This window comes from Bacillus sp. FJAT-29937, assembly GCF_001509555.1.
Lineage (GTDB): Bacteria > Bacillota > Bacilli > Bacillales > Cytobacillaceae > Cytobacillus.
In genome coordinates, this window is record NZ_LMAS01000001.1 from 160440 (window position 1) to 176481 (window position 16042).

17 protein-coding genes are annotated in these 16042 nt (G+C 36.8%); 9 read left to right on the forward strand and 8 right to left on the reverse strand.

Annotated features, from left to right (window positions below):
- Nucleotides 1–83: 83 nt before the first annotated feature.
- Nucleotides 84–326, reverse strand: a complete 243-nt coding sequence (locus AR328_RS00760; RefSeq protein WP_197414395.1) for a YkuS family protein — start codon at nucleotides 324–326, stop codon at nucleotides 84–86.
- Nucleotides 327–442: 116 nt separating this feature from the next.
- On the opposite strand from AR328_RS00760, the gene AR328_RS22050 reads away from it, so the two are divergent.
- The gene (locus tag AR328_RS22050) at nucleotides 443–571 is read left to right on the forward strand and encodes a YuzL family protein (protein WP_082677088.1); all 129 of its coding nucleotides are present in this window, start codon (nucleotides 443–445) and stop codon (nucleotides 569–571) included.
- Between the two features lie 66 nt (nucleotides 572–637).
- Here the strand turns inward: AR328_RS22050 and AR328_RS00765 are convergent, their stop codons facing one another.
- Nucleotides 638–2257, reverse strand: coding sequence for an ABC-F family ATP-binding cassette domain-containing protein (locus tag AR328_RS00765; RefSeq protein ID WP_066287961.1), 1620 nt, complete (start codon nucleotides 2255–2257; stop codon nucleotides 638–640).
- A 279-nt stretch (nucleotides 2258–2536) separates the two neighbouring features.
- Here AR328_RS00765 and AR328_RS23225 point away from each other — a divergent pair, with 279 nt between their 5' ends.
- Nucleotides 2537–2671, forward strand: coding sequence for a hypothetical protein (locus AR328_RS23225; protein ID WP_269433489.1), 135 nt, complete (start codon nucleotides 2537–2539; stop codon nucleotides 2669–2671).
- Between the two features lie 68 nt (nucleotides 2672–2739).
- Here the strand turns inward: AR328_RS23225 and AR328_RS00770 are convergent, their stop codons facing one another.
- Both AR328_RS00770 and AR328_RS00775 read right to left on the reverse strand, forming a co-directional pair.
- Nucleotides 2740–3339, reverse strand: a complete 600-nt coding sequence (locus AR328_RS00770) for an SCO family protein (RefSeq protein WP_066287966.1) — start codon at nucleotides 3337–3339, stop codon at nucleotides 2740–2742.
- A gap of 146 nt (nucleotides 3340–3485) precedes the next feature.
- Nucleotides 3486–4970 (reverse strand): aldehyde dehydrogenase family protein, encoded by a 1485-nt coding sequence (locus AR328_RS00775; protein WP_066287970.1) that lies wholly within the window; start codon nucleotides 4968–4970, stop codon nucleotides 3486–3488.
- 229 nt (nucleotides 4971–5199) lie between these two features.
- Here AR328_RS00775 and AR328_RS00780 point away from each other — a divergent pair, with 229 nt between their 5' ends.
- Complete coding sequence (locus AR328_RS00780; protein WP_066287973.1) at nucleotides 5200–6378, forward strand: MFS transporter; 1179 nt, start codon at nucleotides 5200–5202, stop codon at nucleotides 6376–6378.
- Nucleotides 6379–6427: 49 nt separating this feature from the next.
- Here AR328_RS00780 and AR328_RS22430 read toward each other — a convergent pair whose 3' ends face one another.
- Complete coding sequence (locus AR328_RS22430) at nucleotides 6428–6574, reverse strand: hypothetical protein (protein WP_156422626.1); 147 nt, start codon at nucleotides 6572–6574, stop codon at nucleotides 6428–6430.
- 64 nt (nucleotides 6575–6638) lie between these two features.
- On the opposite strand from AR328_RS22430, the gene AR328_RS23230 reads away from it, so the two are divergent.
- Entirely contained in the window at nucleotides 6639–6854 is a 216-nt protein-coding gene (locus AR328_RS23230; protein ID WP_269433490.1) for a cold-inducible protein YdjO-related protein, read from the forward strand.
- Between the two features lie 45 nt (nucleotides 6855–6899).
- Here the strand turns inward: AR328_RS23230 and AR328_RS22435 are convergent, their stop codons facing one another.
- Complete coding sequence (locus AR328_RS22435; protein ID WP_156422627.1) at nucleotides 6900–7073, reverse strand: hypothetical protein; 174 nt, start codon at nucleotides 7071–7073, stop codon at nucleotides 6900–6902.
- Between the two features lie 169 nt (nucleotides 7074–7242).
- Entirely contained in the window at nucleotides 7243–7377 is a 135-nt protein-coding gene (yhfH, locus tag AR328_RS23420) for a protein YhfH (protein WP_082677089.1), read from the reverse strand.
- Nucleotides 7378–7618: 241 nt separating this feature from the next.
- Between yhfH and AR328_RS00795 the strand changes: the two genes are divergently transcribed.
- Complete coding sequence (locus tag AR328_RS00795) at nucleotides 7619–9394, forward strand: ATP-binding protein (RefSeq protein WP_066287977.1); 1776 nt, start codon at nucleotides 7619–7621, stop codon at nucleotides 9392–9394.
- 32 nt (nucleotides 9395–9426) lie between these two features.
- Here the strand turns inward: AR328_RS00795 and AR328_RS00800 are convergent, their stop codons facing one another.
- Nucleotides 9427–10203 carry a hypothetical protein gene (locus AR328_RS00800; RefSeq protein ID WP_066287979.1) on the reverse strand — a complete coding sequence of 259 codons (777 nt, stop codon included), beginning with the start codon at nucleotides 10201–10203 and terminating at the stop codon, nucleotides 9427–9429.
- A 376-nt stretch (nucleotides 10204–10579) separates the two neighbouring features.
- On the opposite strand from AR328_RS00800, the gene AR328_RS00805 reads away from it, so the two are divergent.
- The 4 genes from AR328_RS00805 (at nucleotide 10580) to AR328_RS00820 (ending at nucleotide 15705) form a co-directional block, all read left to right on the forward strand.
- The gene (locus tag AR328_RS00805; protein ID WP_066287982.1) at nucleotides 10580–11161 is read left to right on the forward strand and encodes a TerD family protein; all 582 of its coding nucleotides are present in this window, start codon (nucleotides 10580–10582) and stop codon (nucleotides 11159–11161) included.
- Nucleotides 11162–11239: 78 nt separating this feature from the next.
- Nucleotides 11240–11818 carry a TerD family protein gene (locus AR328_RS00810; protein ID WP_066287987.1) on the forward strand — a complete coding sequence of 193 codons (579 nt, stop codon included), beginning with the start codon at nucleotides 11240–11242 and terminating at the stop codon, nucleotides 11816–11818.
- 181 nt (nucleotides 11819–11999) lie between these two features.
- The gene (locus tag AR328_RS00815) at nucleotides 12000–13262 is read left to right on the forward strand and encodes a LysM peptidoglycan-binding domain-containing protein (RefSeq protein ID WP_066287989.1); all 1263 of its coding nucleotides are present in this window, start codon (nucleotides 12000–12002) and stop codon (nucleotides 13260–13262) included.
- A gap of 373 nt (nucleotides 13263–13635) precedes the next feature.
- Entirely contained in the window at nucleotides 13636–15705 is a 2070-nt protein-coding gene (locus tag AR328_RS00820) for a transglycosylase domain-containing protein (RefSeq protein ID WP_066287991.1), read from the forward strand.
- Nucleotides 15706–16042 lie beyond the last annotated feature (337 nt).

Here is a 16042-nt window from a genome sequence, read left to right on the forward strand (position 1 = left end):
AGAGCAGTGGAGGCTGAACATTTCATTAATGGGAAAAACAAAACGCGGAATTCAATTTTCCGCGCTTTGTTTATCTCATTTAATTATTGTATTCTCTGCTCAACCTGCTGGCAAACTTCATCTGCTGACAGTCCGCTTGCCTCAATAACAGGGGCTTTCGTAGCGATGTCTTGCATGCCCATAAAGTTATTGTCCATTCCCGTTACTACACATGCTGAACAATTTTCTGCATCAGCAGCAGACTTTAAGTCGACTACATCATATCCCTTTTCACGAAGTGCATCAGAAACATTTGTTAACGATTGTTCTACCGCAATTTTTTTCATTATATATTACACCTCCTCCGTTGATAGATTGGCTTTCTTACCTGATTTTTATTCTGTCGTTTTTGGGAATAATTATGCAGGAGAGAAGAAACAGTAAGAAGGGAGGTGAGATTATTATGTCGAAAAGAAAAAAGGACCCATCTAAGGCTGGACTAAGCTCCCCGGAAGTGAAGGGGCAGGGAACAACCAATATCGAAACAGGTGAAAGAACATCGGATTCAACCATTCACAAAAAGAAAAAATAAGATGGTTACATAGGCATAAGAAAAGGATGGAGCCTCGAAATTTAGGCTTCCATCCTTTTCATTATTTTATTTGTACATTTCAGCAACTTGCTTTTGTAATTCAGCGTTGTCTAAGTACTCATCGTATGTCATTTGCTTATCAACATAACCATTTGGTGTCAATTCAATGATTCTGTTTGCAATCGTTTGAATAAACTGATGGTCATGAGATGAGAAAATGATAGAGCCCTTGTAATTAATTAAACCATTATTTAAAGCTGTAATTGATTCTAAATCTAGATGGTTTGTTGGCTCATCAAGCATTAATACGTTCGCACCGCTTAACATCATTTTTGACAGCATGCAGCGAACTTTTTCTCCTCCAGAAAGAACACTTGCTTTTTTTAACACTTCTTCGCCTGAGAAAAGCATTCTGCCAAGAAATCCTCTTAAGAAGCTTTCACTTTGATCATTAGGGGAGAACTGACGAAGCCAGTCAACAAGGTTTAAATCACTATTTTCAAAGAACTCAGAGTTGTCCTTTGGAAAATAAGCCTGTGAAGTTGTTACTCCCCATTTATAGGAGCCGCTGTCAGCTTCAAGTTCACCCATTAAAATCTTGAAAAGCGTTGTCTTCGCAATTTCATTCGTGCCTACAAGAGCAATCTTGTCGTCTTTATTCATAATGAAACTAACATTATCTAGAATCTTCACACCATCAATAGTCTTGCTGATTCCTTCAACCCGAAGCAAATCATTGCCAATTTCTCGCTCTGGTGTAAATCCAACATACGGATAACGTCTTGAAGATGGCTTTATATCATCTAAAGAAATCTTATCAAGGAGCTTCTTACGGGAAGTAGCCTGCTTTGATTTAGATGCGTTTGCACTAAAACGGGCAATAAAGGCTTGCAGCTCTTTAATTTTTTCTTCTTTCTTTTTGTTTTGATCCGAAGCCATACGAAGAGCAAGCTGGCTTGATTCATACCAGAAATCATAGTTTCCGACATAAATTTGGATCTTACTGAAATCGAGGTCAGCAATATGCGTACATACTTTATTTAAGAAATGACGGTCATGGGATACGACAATGACAGTATTTTCAAAGTTAATTAGGAACTCTTCCAGCCACTGAATCGCTTTAATGTCCAAATGGTTCGTCGGCTCGTCCAAAAGGAGAACATCTGGTTTACCAAATAAAGCTTGGGCAAGCAATACTTTTACTTTTTCGGAACCAGACAGGTCAGCCATTTTTTTCTCGTGAAGCTCTTCACCAATGCCTAATCCTTTTAAAAGAATCGCTGCTTCAGATTCTGCTTCCCAGCCATTAAGCTCAGCAAATTCACCTTCAAGCTCTGCAGCTTTCATGCCATCTTCATCTGTAAAGTCAGCCTTCATGTAGATGGCATCTTTTTCCTGCATGACCTCATATAGTCTTGCATGTCCCATGATGACAACCTTTAAGGCTTCAAACTCTTCATATTCAAAGTGGTTTTGCTTTAATACGGCTAAACGCTCGCCAGGACCTAAATGGACGGTTCCTGTTTGTGATTCGATTTCCCCAGATAAAATCTTTAAAAAAGTCGACTTACCTGCGCCATTTGCTCCGATTAATCCGTAGCAATTGCCAGGTGTAAATTTAATATTAACGTCTTCAAATAGTTTACGATCTCCATAACGAAGACTTACATTACTAACTGTTATCATTTATCAAAATTCCTCCAGAAAACATAATCTATGAAATTATACCACCTTTTTTGAACAATCGCTAATATCTTCAATAAACAAGGCGGTTTTGACAAGAAAAAAAATAAATTAATTTACGAAAAAATACAGGAAATGAGCATAAATTATAGAATACATAAAGTAGATCATTTCAGCAAAACTCTATGATAAAATTTTTCGACTTTTCATAGTTGTTCATAGTTTTTTCATATTTATCATGTACAATAAAACATATACAGGCAGGATAAAGGAGTTTTTATTGTGGCCAAAAAACAACTTGTTGATTTAGTAAATCGTCTGAAAAAAGCAGGGATTAATGTAAGCTTTACAAAACCAAGATCAAAAATGATTATTGCTTTCCCACAAAACAAAAGACTATCATCAAGCCCAAACTAACCATCAAACATACCTTAATAAAGGAAAAAACGTTAAACAAGATGACGTTTAACGTTTTTTCCTTTTATTTATATTTCTTTCATAATTTTGTTGAAGATTGCCTTTTCGTCAAACTCTTCGCCCATTGGAAATCTCTTAATAAATTTATTATTTTCATCAATTAAATAGACAAAGGTACTATGGACATAGAAACCATCGCCGGGATCTCTGTACTGGAATTGAAAAGTGCCAGCAAGCTCTTTTATTTCCTCCTGATCCTCTTTAATATTGTTCTGATCCCCTGTCAGGAGAATCCAATTCCCGTCATCTTCAATTTCGAAGGTTTTCATGTATTTGGCCATTTTTTCAGGCGTATCTCGATAAGGGTCAATCGAAATCGTCAAAAACTCAACCTTTTCCCCAAAAACACCCGCTTTTTCTAAATCCTTTTTCAAAAATTTCATTTTCTGCGTAGTAGTAGGACAAATATCAGGGCAGTGGGTATACATAAATTCGACCAGCTTCAGCTTTTTATTTGATTCTGAAAACGCATACTTTTCTTCATGCATCGTTACAAGTGTAATGTCATCTGGTATTTTAGATGTCACATCTCGGATAATAAAAAAAGAAATTCCAGCTGAGATTCCTAAAATCACAACAATTCCGCAAATAATATATAGTTTTTTCATTGTTTCCCCTCCCTTTATAAGAATAATGAAAATGTGAGATAAATCCTATGGATAATATGTGAACATATGATATAGGGTGGGAGGATTTATTTTAAACAATTGAAAAAGCCAAAGGATATCGATTCCTTTGGCTCAATAAGCGAGTTTTATTTCATTGAAATCCAAACACTCTTCACTTCAGTGTAGTTATTTAATGCGTAGGATCCCATTTCCCGGCCAATACCAGATTGCTTGTATCCGCCAAACGGAGAAGCGGCATCAAACGCATTGTAGCAGTTTACCCAAACTGTACCAGCACGCAGCTTATTGGCGATATAATGTGCATTCGCCACATCACGAGTCCAAACACCTGCTGCAAGGCCGTATTCACTGCTATTTGCACGATTAATTAATTCATCAAGATCATCATATGGCAGGGCAGAAATAACAGGTCCGAAAATCTCTTCTTTCGCAATTGTCATATCATCACTAACATCTGCGAATATGGTAGGGGAGACAAAGTAGCCTTGCTCTTGTGGCTTTTCACCGCCAACAACAAGCTGTGCCCCTTCACTTAAACCCTTTTCGATATAGCTTAGTACACGATTTTGCTGTTCAATCGATACAAGTGGACCGATCTCTGTATCAGCATGAAGACCTGCACCTTGCTTAATATTCTTCGCATGGCTTGCCATGTCTGCCACTACATTGTCAAAATGTTTCTTCTGAATAAATACGCGGGAACCAGCACAGCAAACCTGTCCTTGGTTAAACATCACCCCATTTAATGCACCAGGAATGGCTTTTGATAAATCCGCATCAGGTAAAATGATGTTAGGTGATTTTCCGCCTAGTTCAAGAGTAACTCTCTTTAACGTTTTCGAAGCTCTTTCCATAATCATTTTTCCAACTTCAGTAGAGCCGGTGAATGCAATTTTGTCAACTAGCGGGTGATCAACAAGCGGCTGGCCAGCTGTTTCGCCAAAACCTGCCACAATATTAATGACGCCAGGAGGGAAGCCTGCTTCTTGAACTAATTCTGCTAAATATAAGGCTGAAAGCGGCGTTTGTTCAGCTGGCTTCAGTACGATTGTACAGCCTGTAGCAAGTGCCGCTCCCATCTTCCACATAGCCATTAGAAGAGGGAAGTTCCATGGAATAATTTGGCCGACAACTCCCACCGCCTCATGACGTGTATAATTGAAGAATGGACCATTTACTGGAATGGTTTGACCAACAATTTTCGTTGACCAGCCTGCATAATAGCGCATATGCTCAACTGCAAGGGGAATGTCAGCATTCGTTGTTTCACGAATTGGCTTTCCATTATCTAATGTTTCTAATTGAGCTAATTCAGCCGCATTTTCTTCCATTAAATCTGCAAGCTTATACATTAGTCTGCTTCTTTTGGAAGCGCTCATCTTAGACCATGGGCCTTCATCAAACGCCTTTCTAGCAGCCTTCACAGCTAGATCGATATCTTCTGGACCTGCTTCGAAAACGTTTGCAAGAACCTCTCCAGTAGCAGGATTATATGTTTCAAATGTTTTTTGAGACTTGCTTTCAACAAATTCTCCATTAATATACAAATGTTTTTTACCGCTTAAGAATTTTTCTACCTTCTCTAATAAATTAACAGTTAATTGGCTCATAAAACTCCTCCTTAGAATGGTAATCTATGTATTTCATGATGCCATGGGCAGGGTAGAAACTCTTTGCAAACACCCACAAATCTATGGTAACAATATAATAGTTTAATAATCAACTATAAACATTAGAAATATTCTGACATTATTCGACGTTTACCGATTTTTTACTAAATGGATAAAGTAAGTGATACAATATATCTTGCTTATCTATTAAATAAAGAGGTTTCCAAAAATGAATAAACAAATAAAAAGAAATATTTTATCTATGCAAGGTTTTTACTTGTTAACTTTTTTTGGCGTGGGAAGCTTATATCCTTTGCTCAGTGTTTATTTAAGTGAAGTTGAACATTTAAATGGCTATCAAATCGGGACGATCATGTCTATTAGCCCTATCATTATGATATTTTTTCAGCCATTATGGGGGATGGTTTCGGATAAGCTTAATGCACCGATTAAAATTCTTACAGCCACAACATTTATTGCAGGGATCTTTGCACTAGGCTATATGACTTTTAGCGGCTACTACTGGATCTTCATTATTGCTACTTGTGTAGCCATCTTCCAAAGTGCGATTATTCCGATATCAGATAGTTTATCAATCAAATATTCAAGCAAGGTCAAAGTGAATTATGGGAATATCCGATTGTTTGGATCCCTAGGATTTGGGATTGCGGTTTTTATTATGGGAAGGCTGTCTGAATGGAATCCAAAAATTATTTTTATTTCCTTTTTTGCTTCATTATTAATCGCTAGCATACTAGCTTTGAAAATGCCTTCAGAAAATGTATCGAAAAATCAAAACTTGCTTTCCGGCGTTAAGGAAATCCTTGTCCATAAAAGGTTTCTCATTTTCCTCGGCATTACCTTTTTGATTTTTGGGCCTAATCTCGCAAATAATAATTATTTTGGCCTTTTTATTGAAAATCGCGGGGGAACCTATACGGGAATAGGAATTGCTTTTTTGATCGCAGTATTGTCTGAAATACCGTTTATGAGAGTTGCAGGCAGCTGGATCAGCCGTTTTGGATTATTGCAGGTTGCTGCACTTGCCGGGACTGTTTCCTTAATTAGGTGGCTGTTGTATTTTACGGAGCCAAGTCTTTGGGTAATTTACGCAACAGCAGTTATCCAAGGCTTTTCAATCGGTTTATTCATTCCTGCTGGGATTCAATACATAAGGGATATCACGCCTGTTCATATTACTGCAACTGCTATAACTTTATATTCGGCTTTTGGAAACGGCATAGGGAACTGGTTTTGTACATTTGTCGGCGGGATTATCTATGAGGAATTTAATATTTACAGTTTATACTTATTTTTTAGTGTATTAAGCCTCTTGGGTATTATCCTTAATATATGGCTGTTGAAAGAGGAGAAGGGCCATGCAACCTTTTCCGCAGCCAAGAATTAATGTAATTCATGAAAAAGAAGTTGCTATAAGCCGCAACTTCTTTTTTGACTTATTCACTATATTTGTTCATAAATTTTCTGGCAAGCATTCTTTTCACTTCGTTATAGGAAAGGCCTGATTGACTGTTCAGCCGTTTAACTTCTTCAATATCAGTTCCAGCTGCTGTATATTTTTTCATTGATTTTTCGTTATCCACGGTTGAAATCCTCCTGAATGAAAGAATTTGGATTAAACTTTTTGACAGGATAATTTCCCTCTTTTTGTCCATACTAGAAAAAAAGGGGGCGTTTGTTATATTTTTCAATAGAAGAGGTCAAGATGATAAACCAGAGGTTGTTATGTTAGACACAGAAGTTTATGCTTGTACAAGCTGTAATGGCTGGATGCGAAAGGAATTTGCATCAGCTGACCTTAAATGTCCTTTATGTGGACAGGATACATCCCCTGAAATGAGGGAATTACCGCAAATTGAATAAATAACGAGCATAAGACTGCTGAAAAAATTCGGACAGTCTTATTTTTTACGAATTCTCGTTTTGTTGGCCTAATTCCTTCGCCGCTAATAAAATATTGCCCATTTCAACAGCCCGATGTTCATCAATTGAGTCACTCGGATAATTATTATGTTTAAGGGAGTTTTCCGCCTTTAGCGCGTTATCTAAGGCTTGTCTTCCTTTTGCATCGCTTTTCTCCATCTATAACACCCCTTTGTAAGTTTGCTGTTATCTTTCATTAATCATAAGTTTTGAAAGTTCATGGCTTCTTATTCATTGTCAATGGAAACGGATATATTTACTAATGCGGTAAATTGTCAATAGAAAAAGCTATGGATCTCCGATTTTCCATAGCTTTTCTTTTTGGCTATTATTCAGCCTTTTTTGATAAACAGCGATCACATTCCATTAAATATGAATCAGTATACTCATTAATTTTTTGCCCGCATTCTTGACAAATACTTCTTGACGCAACTTTTAAAGACTCCACTTTATGATGTAACATGATCCCACTCCTTTTTATAATACAGAATTTTATATATCACCTTGTTATATAACAGTATACACAATTTAAATTTAAATGTGTAGCCCTTTTTTGAAAATTTAGAAGGTTTTTCTTTTTCATTTTATTTAAGCTAAATTAAGATTTCTCTTTCAACCAATATTGAATTAGATTACAATCAAAAAGTATGAATGAATATGTTTTTTCCAAATAATAAACCCTTAAGAATAAGAGGGAGATGTATATGCTGCAGATTTTTAATATTATGAATCCGATGTTAATTTTTGTGGCCATAATCCTAACATTTATTTGTTCCTATACAGGTTTAGATTTATTTTCACTCGTTCAAAATGCAGAACGCAATCGAAAATTTTTATTTCTAGGGGGAACGTTTTCGCTTGGTGTTGGTTTATGGATCATGAATTTTATCGGCATGCTTGCCGTCAATATTAATGGGTCAAGTAATTATCATGTGCTTATTACTATATTATCGTTGCTTTCAGGGATTGTTTTTACAGGCATCGCGTTTTACGGAATTATAGATAAGGAAATTAAACGAAGGCAATTGTGGATCAGCAGTTTCTTTATGACTGTCGCGGTTTTATCTATTCATAGCACTGGGTTATATGCAATGAGCATGAGTGTTCAATTTTATCCAGTATTATTTATTATTTCAATCATCCTAATTTATAGCTCATTTGCCCTTTCTTTATGGATGTTGTTCTTCATGAAGGGACTGTCGCCTTTTAATGAAATCTGGATTAAGCCAGTTAGTGCTGTTATTATAACAGCTGCCATTATTGAAGGATATTTATTGCTTTTAAGAACATTTTCTAGTGTTTTTGGGGAAAATGTTTACCAGGCTGAATCTAGTCCTAAATCATATATTATTTATTTTGTTTTTTTTATTACTTTACTAATTTTAAGCGGGCTAATTGGGTCAAGAACTGTTGTCGGCAAAAGATTAGCTGACAGTGATCATTATTTGCGTGATATTAAATTTGCCCTTGATCAATCTTCCATTATTGCCTTCACAGACAAAAGAGGCATTATTACGAATGTTAATGATAAGTTTTGTGAGATTTCCAAGTACGATAGGGACGAGCTTATCGGACGAAGCCATTCAATCGTAAATTCCGGACATCATTCCAAAGATTTTTTCAGACAGCTTTGGACAACGATTAGACGAGGAGAGGTATGGAAGGGTGAAATTAGAAATTCGGCAAAGGATGGATCTTTATATTGGGTGGATACAACGATTATTCCGTTCGTAGATGAAGATGGTAAACCGTATCAATATTTGTCCATTCGAAATGACATTACCGAAACGAAGAAAACGAAAGAGATTCTTCATCGTCAAGATAAACTAGCTGCCGTTGGGCAGCTTGCAGCAGGTGTGGCTCATGAAATTCGTAATCCACTCACTTCTATGAAAGGGTATACTGAATTTCTTCAAATGGATGAAACGAATAAAGAGCGGCTGGAGTATTTCGATATAATTCTAGATGAAATTGAACGTGTGGATCATATAGTCGAGGATTTTATGCTTCTTGCAAAACCTAAAACGGTTGAACTTAAAGAAAAAAACCTTATTCCCATTATGAAGGATGTTTTATCTTTATTTGAGCTTGAAATAAGAAGTAAACAAATTCATCTGCATGTTGAATGCAATGACGATCCAATATTTATTCATTGTGATCAGTATCGTTTAAAACAAGTTTTTATTAATTTTATTAAAAACTCTATTGAGGCTATGCCAGATGGCGGAAATCTAATCTTAAATATGGATAAAAATAATGAATATGTAAGTATCTCAATTACGGATACAGGAACTGGTATTTTACCAGAACAACTAAAGAAAATTGGCGAGCCATTTTACACAACAAAGAAAAAAGGAAATGGACTTGGACTGATGGTGAGCTTTCAAATCATTGAAAGTCATGGGGGGAAAGTCAATATTGAAAGTGAACTAAATAAAGGAACAACATTTACTATTGAATTACCCGTGGTTAGTTTGTAAATGAATTGAAAAGGAAGGTTTAGCACCTTCCTTTAATTTTTGTTTTTATCCTTCTCACCGGATTTGATGAAATAGCTTTGGACCGGTTTCAGCAATTGCTTAAATCCTGATTCTATTTTCTCACTTAAGTAGGACGTTCTTTCATATAAAGAGGAACGCAGATTTTCAAGCTGCCTCAAGATTTTTTGAGCGATTGCCTCTTGTTCGTCCAGCCGTTCCATTACGGTTTTATGAAATACTTCATGTACCTCAAGCTTTTGTGATAATTCTTCATACACGTTTTCCTGTTTCGTTAATTGGTTTGTTAAATCATTTGAAAATGATTCGAATTGGTCAATTTTCCCAGTTAATGCTTCAGCCGTCGCATGCTGAAATGACACTTGGTCAAGAACAGCCTGATTAATTAAGCTTTCTTTCTTCAGGCTTTCCAATATGACAGCATTTCTTCCTTCAAGCTCATTCAATCGTTCGATAATAATCTGGTTAGCGGTTTCCTGAGATTTCATAGCTTCTAAGAACTGAAGGATCACGGTATCCTGTTCCTCCAATCGATCTATCAATCTGACAAGGTCGTAATTATGTTTTGATGCTGTGCGCTCGATATTATGATTAATGCCCTTTAAAGATTCGGATATTTGGAAATCCATTTTCTCATACGTTTCAGTCAACTGGTGATTAACCAATTTCTGCTCCTGAAGAACCTCTTGAAGATAATTCAGGCGAAAGGATTCTTGATTAGACTGAGTTTCTAGCTGTTGCTTTTTATTAAACAGATTGGGTACTACCTGACTATTTGTGTATAAACCCAAGAAAAACACTCCTTTAATTTCCTGCTATTATACAAACAGCATTATTAATATGCTATGTAGGAAACAGAAGAAGGGTGGCTAGAATGGGCGATAATCTATGGGATAGGAATCATAGCCACTGGAATCCATGAAATGATGACCCCTCTGAATTTACAAAAATGGAAAATTTAATTATATTAAAGTAGTCAGTGCCCTTTGTATTTAGTACAATTAAAATGAACATCTATAAGTTTTATTGGTTTACGTTTTTATGCGTAGAAGATACACTAGGTAAGAAAGGGTTATAATATATTATTAAATGAAGTTTTATTCTTTGGATGAATCTTCCTCCAGCAGGAAGTTCTAATAATTTTTAGAGTGAAGGGATGATAGTTAAATGGCTATTTCTTTATCAAAAGGTCAAAAAGTAGATTTAACAAAAACAAATCCTGGTCTGTCAAAGGTTATTGTTGGCCTTGGCTGGGACACAAATAAATATGACGGGGGACAAGCTTTTGATTTAGATGCAAGCGTGTTTTTGCTTGATGCATCGGGTAAATGTGCCTCTGATAAAGACTTTATTTTTTATAATCAACTAGAAGGCGGCAATGGGTCTGTTGTACATACTGGAGATAACCGCACAGGTGAAGGGGACGGCGATGATGAGCAAGTAAAAGTGGACTTAAGCGCTGTTCCAGCAAACATTGAAAAAATTTCATTTGTTATTACGATCCATGATGCTGAAAGCCGTGGGCAGAATTTTGGACAAGTTTCCAATGCGTTTGCAAGAATTGTCAATGAAGCAACTAATGAAGAGGTTATTCGCTATGACTTAGGAGAAGATTTTTCAATTGAAACAGCGATTGTAGTTGGGGAATTATACCGTCATAATGGTGAATGGAAATTCTCTGCTGTTGGTTCAGGTTACCAAGGCGGTCTAGCAAGAATTGCGACTGACTTCGGATTACAGGTTGGCTAAATAGCACAAACCTAAGGGAATAGAAATTATTTTCTAAATCCCAATTGAATAAACATTTTATTTCAGGGAGGTTTTATGATGGGAATTCAATTGGCAAAAGGACAAAGAATTGACCTAACAAAAACAAATCCTGGTTTAACAAAAGCGATCATTGGACTTGGCTGGGATACAAATAAATATCATGGCGGACAAGATTTTGATTTAGACGCTTCTGCCTTTTTAGTAGATGCAAATAATCGCTGCCAAAATGATCTCGACTTTGTTTTTTATAACAACCTTCAACATCCAAGCGGATCTGTCGTTCATACAGGTGATAACCGTACAGGAGAAGGGGATGGGGATGATGAGCAGCTTGTCGTTGATTTCACTAAAATCCCTTCCCACGTTCATCGAATTGGCATTACGGTGACGATTCATGATGCTGAGTCTAGACAGCAAAACTTTGGTCAAGTTTCAAACGCTTTTGTAAGATTAGTTGATGATGCTAATAATCAAGAATTATTGCGCTTCGATTTAGGTGAAGATTTCTCGATTGAAACGGCAGTAGTTATTTGTGAATTATATCGTCACGGCAATGACTGGAAATTTAGTGCCATCGGCAGCGGCTTTTCCGGAGGACTTGCAGCTTTATGCAGGAATTATGGTCTCCAAGTATAGGTCTACCAAATTAAATGCATCCAAAAACACTCCGCCATGGAGTGTTTTTCCATGTCAAGATCCCCTATGAAGAAATCCGCTTAGCCATAATGGCTTATTTTTATGTATATTATTTGTACTAATTAAATGGAAAAACACCATATGATAGTTACAGGTAATAAATTTAGGAGGTGTGTAAATAATGTCTATTCACATCGTCCAAAGAGGAGACTCACTATGGGCAATTTCAAATCGATATAATGTTCCTATACAATCGATACTCGATGTAAACGGGCTACAAGCTAATGGAATCATTATTCCCGGTTTAGCCCTTTACATCCCTGATCAAGCATTACCCATTAGATCTAAAATTATCGCTAGAGGCGATTCATTGTGGGGATTGGTACAGAAATATAGAACAAACATAAATGCTATCCTATCGGCAAATCCCGGTATTCAGCCAAGCAACCTAAAAATCGGACAAAAAATAAATATACCCTCTCCTTTGAAATTATCAATGCAAACACTAGGATTCATTATCCCGTTCTCTCCACAATCCTTTATCCCCATTTTAAACGAAGTAGCTAAAGAGATTTCTTATTTAGCTATCGTCTCTTATTCACTCACAGATGAGGGATACACCTATTTAACCGTAGATGATACACAAGTAGTTGAAGAGAGTAAAAGATTAGACGTTACTCCTTTATTGATGATCAGAAATTTTGCAAATCAGAAATTTAGTCCGGAGTTAATTGGTCAAGTACTAGAAAATTCCAGCTATCGGAAGAATTTAATTAATAGTTTGATGAATTTTATAAAGACGAAGGGATATGGAGGAGTAAGCATTGATTTTGAGTTTATTCCACCGCCGAGGAGACAAGATTTTAATACCTTTCTCAATGAATTAAAAACAGCACTGGGCTCTTTAATTCTCCATGTAAATGTCCATGCAAAAACAGCAGATCTTCCGCAAAATCGGATAGTTGGCGCATATGATTATTCAGCCATTGGGGCATCGGCAGATATTGTTGCGGTTATGACGATCGATTATGGGTATCCAACAGGCCCGCCAGATCCAGTTTCACCAAAATGGTGGATAGAGGATGTCATTCAATATTCCAGCAGCCTGATCAACCCGCAAAAACTGCAAATGGCTTTGCCTTTATATGGTTATGATTGGAGAGGAATTGACAACTTGACGAAGGCGCGTTCTCTTTTAAGTTCACAAAATTTAGCGATTTCAACAGGTGCTCATATTAATTATGACCTCATCTCTTCTACACCAAACTTTACTTATTGGAAAGGATCCGAAAGGCATATCGTATGGTTTGATGATATTCGGAGCTTTGCTGAAAAGTATAAACTGATCGATCAATATCATTTATTAGGGCTAACTTATTGGCAATTAAGCCTCCCATTTCCGCAAAACTGGGCCTATATGGAAAAGAATTTTACTATTAAATAAAAGCGTTTATGAGTGTTTCTCCCAACCTAGAATGTAAATGTCGTTGGCTTCATTTCTCTGAGCTTGTGATTACTTCGTACATCAAGGCTTGTTCAATGAATCCAACGACTATTTAGTTTTTACATAGAAAAAAGGATGCCCAAGTTGGCATCCTTTTACGTATTGCGGCGGTTGACTGCACGCCACATCGTGCATTCCAGATTTGGAGTGTCAATCCGTCTTACGCAATTAGCTCATCGCAAGATATACTATATCATGTTTCATCGACATTGGCAATCCCTATGAAAAGGATAATCTTTGCGAATTAGGCATTAAATTTGTATAATATTTGAAGCTAAGAAAATAGCATATCCGCAATAAGTAGGGAGATATAATGGAAAAATTACAACCATTATGGGAAGCAATTAGACGATTTTGGCGTAATAAGCATATAACGCAAATAGCCATGTTAGCTATATTAACCTTCGTATTAGGAACGATCCTATTCTTTGCCTTTATAGCGGTAACCGCAAATGTTGAAACGTTAAAGGAAGGTTTAAAGCAATCAACAGTTATATACGATAAAAATGAGGACGTCGCAAGCAGCTTGGCAACGAATCGTTCAGAAGGAATTGCCATTGAGGAAATTCCTGACTATGTCAAAAACGCAGTTGTTGCGATTGAGGATGAACGATTTTACAAGCATAATGGGTTTGATGTGAAGGGAATAGCCCGATCCTTCTTTAAGAATATATTTGCCGGCAGAATAACAGGTGGAGGCAGTACGATTACCCAGCAGCTTACGAAAAACGCTTTGCTCACATCTGAAAAAACGTATAAACGAAAAATTGAAGAATTATTCCTTGCTGTTGAAATTGAAAAGAAATACAAAAAGGACGAAATTCTGCAAATGTACTTGAATCAAGTATATTTTGGCAGCGGTGCTTGGGGAATTGATCAGGCAGCCAATAAATATTTTAATAAAGGAGCCAGTAGCTTAACTATCAGTGAATCAGCACTTTTAGCTGGATTATTACAGGCGCCTTCTGCACTAGATCCGTTCAAAAATTATGACCGGGCATTGGAGCGGAGAAATGTTGTCCTTGGAAAAATGAAAGAACATCACATGATAAGCGGAGACGAGTATGAAAAAGCTATCTCAGAAGCAATCCAATTAAATGAAGGAAAAGGGAGCTTTATCGAAAGAAAGTATCCTTATTACGTTGATGCGGTCTTAGATGAAGCCATTCAAAAATACGGATTAACCCAGGAAGAAATCTTCACAAGAGGATACCGAATATATACGGAAATGGACCAAAATCTGCAGTCAGGGCTCGAAAAGGTTTATGAAAGCGACTATTTATTTCCACGCGGGCGAAACGGGGTGCTTGTTCAAAGTGGTGCAGTTCTTCTAGATCCGGCTTCCGGCGGTGTTAGAGGACTTGTAGGCGGAAGGGGCAGCTATGTATTCCGCGGCTTTAACAGAGCTACACATATTAAAGCACAGCCCGGATCAACTTTAAAGCCATTAGCTGTTTACACTCCTGCACTTGAAGAAGGCTATCAAGCTACATCCATGCTTAAGGATGAACCGATGTCCTTTGAAACATATAGACCTGAAAATGCATCAAAGAAATATTCAGGTGAGGTTACAATGTATAAAGCACTAGAGGAGTCTTTAAACGTTCCTGCCGTTTGGCTGCTCGACCAAATTGGATTAGACAAAGGAATTGATTCGCTCAAACGCTTCGGTATTCCGTTAGAAAAAGAAGATGAGTATTTAGGTATTGCATTGGGCGGGATGCACAAAGGGATTTCCCCGCTAAAACTCGCAGAGGCTTATTCTGCTTTTCCAAACGGAGGAAAACGAAAAGATGCCCATTTAATAACAAAGATCGTTGGTCCGACAGGTAACGTGATTGCTGAAAGAAAGAAGAAAACAGTGAAAGTAACGTCAAAAGCCGTAGCCAATCAAATGACATCGATGCTCCTAAATGTCGTTGAGTCTGGAACAGGAAAAGGAACAAAAATAAATGGCGTCCAGCTGGCTGGAAAAACAGGATCCACTCAGCTGCCTTATAAAGATATAAACGGAACAAAAGATCAATGGTTTGTTGGATATACGCCAAATTTGGTTGGGGCAGTCTGGCTTGGCTATGACCAAACCAATCGGCAGCATTATCTATCAAGCAGCAGCTCCAAAACCGTTGTCCCATTATTTAAGTCTATTATGGAAAGCTCAATTCCCTATATAGAAAAGGAGGACTTCTCTGCAAAATCTGTAAATGAAAAGATGTCCGAAAAAGAGTTTCAGCAGGAAGTCGAACAGACGATTAAGGATTCCGCAGAAAAAATTAAAGAAGAGCTTCCAATTTGGAAAGAAAAGTTTATGGATGGTATGCAAGAGCTAGATCGATTTGCGGAATTCCTTAAAAAGAAATGGAAAAGCATAATGAATAAATAGAATGCTAAAAAACCGGGGAAACCCGGTTTTTTTCGATTAAGAGACATTTTGCTGCATTATTTTTAATTTTCGTTGGTAGAATATTGTCAAAATAGTTAGAATTGGATAATATTTGATTAAGGATGGTGATATGATGCGGCCTAGAATCCGTAGAAGAGGGATAAATCTTGATGATTTTAAATTTGGTTTAACGACCATTTTTCTGCATGTATCATTTTATGGATTAATCATTTTTATCTTAATACTTTTTATTGAACTATTTAGTTGAACAAAAAAATTGCAATTACTTTTATTTACGTATTCAATAATGGTATGATTAATATTGATTTTTACAAAG

Bases quoted from the DNA above. Each gene is read 5' to 3' on its own strand.
- AR328_RS00805 (WP_066287982.1), top strand. From the start codon at position 10,580: ATGGCTATTTCTTTATCAAAAGGTCAAAAAGTAGATTTAACAAAAACA.
- AR328_RS00820 (WP_066287991.1), top strand. From the start codon at position 13,636: ATGGAAAAATTACAACCATTATGGGAAGCAATTAGACGATTTTGGCGT.
- AR328_RS00810 (WP_066287987.1), top strand. From the start codon at position 11,240: ATGGGAATTCAATTGGCAAAAGGACAAAGAATTGACCTAACAAAAACA.
- AR328_RS00780 (WP_066287973.1), top strand. From the start codon at position 5,200: ATGAATAAACAAATAAAAAGAAATATTTTATCTATGCAAGGTTTTTAC.
- AR328_RS22050 (WP_082677088.1), top strand. From the start codon at position 443: ATGTCGAAAAGAAAAAAGGACCCATCTAAGGCTGGACTAAGCTCCCCG.
- AR328_RS00815 (WP_066287989.1), top strand. From the start codon at position 12,000: ATGTCTATTCACATCGTCCAAAGAGGAGACTCACTATGGGCAATTTCA.
- AR328_RS00775 (WP_066287970.1), bottom strand. From the start codon at position 4,970: ATGAGCCAATTAACTGTTAATTTATTAGAGAAGGTAGAAAAATTCTTA.
- AR328_RS00760 (WP_197414395.1), bottom strand. From the start codon at position 326: ATGAAAAAAATTGCGGTAGAACAATCGTTAACAAATGTTTCTGATGCA.
- AR328_RS22435 (WP_156422627.1), bottom strand. From the start codon at position 7,073: ATGGAGAAAAGCGATGCAAAAGGAAGACAAGCCTTAGATAACGCGCTA.
- AR328_RS00770 (WP_066287966.1), bottom strand. From the start codon at position 3,339: ATGAAAAAACTATATATTATTTGCGGAATTGTTGTGATTTTAGGAATC.
- AR328_RS00765 (WP_066287961.1), bottom strand. From the start codon at position 2,257: ATGATAACAGTTAGTAATGTAAGTCTTCGTTATGGAGATCGTAAACTA.
- AR328_RS00795 (WP_066287977.1), top strand. From the start codon at position 7,619: ATGCTGCAGATTTTTAATATTATGAATCCGATGTTAATTTTTGTGGCC.
- yhfH (WP_082677089.1), bottom strand. From the start codon at position 7,377: ATGTTACATCATAAAGTGGAGTCTTTAAAAGTTGCGTCAAGAAGTATT.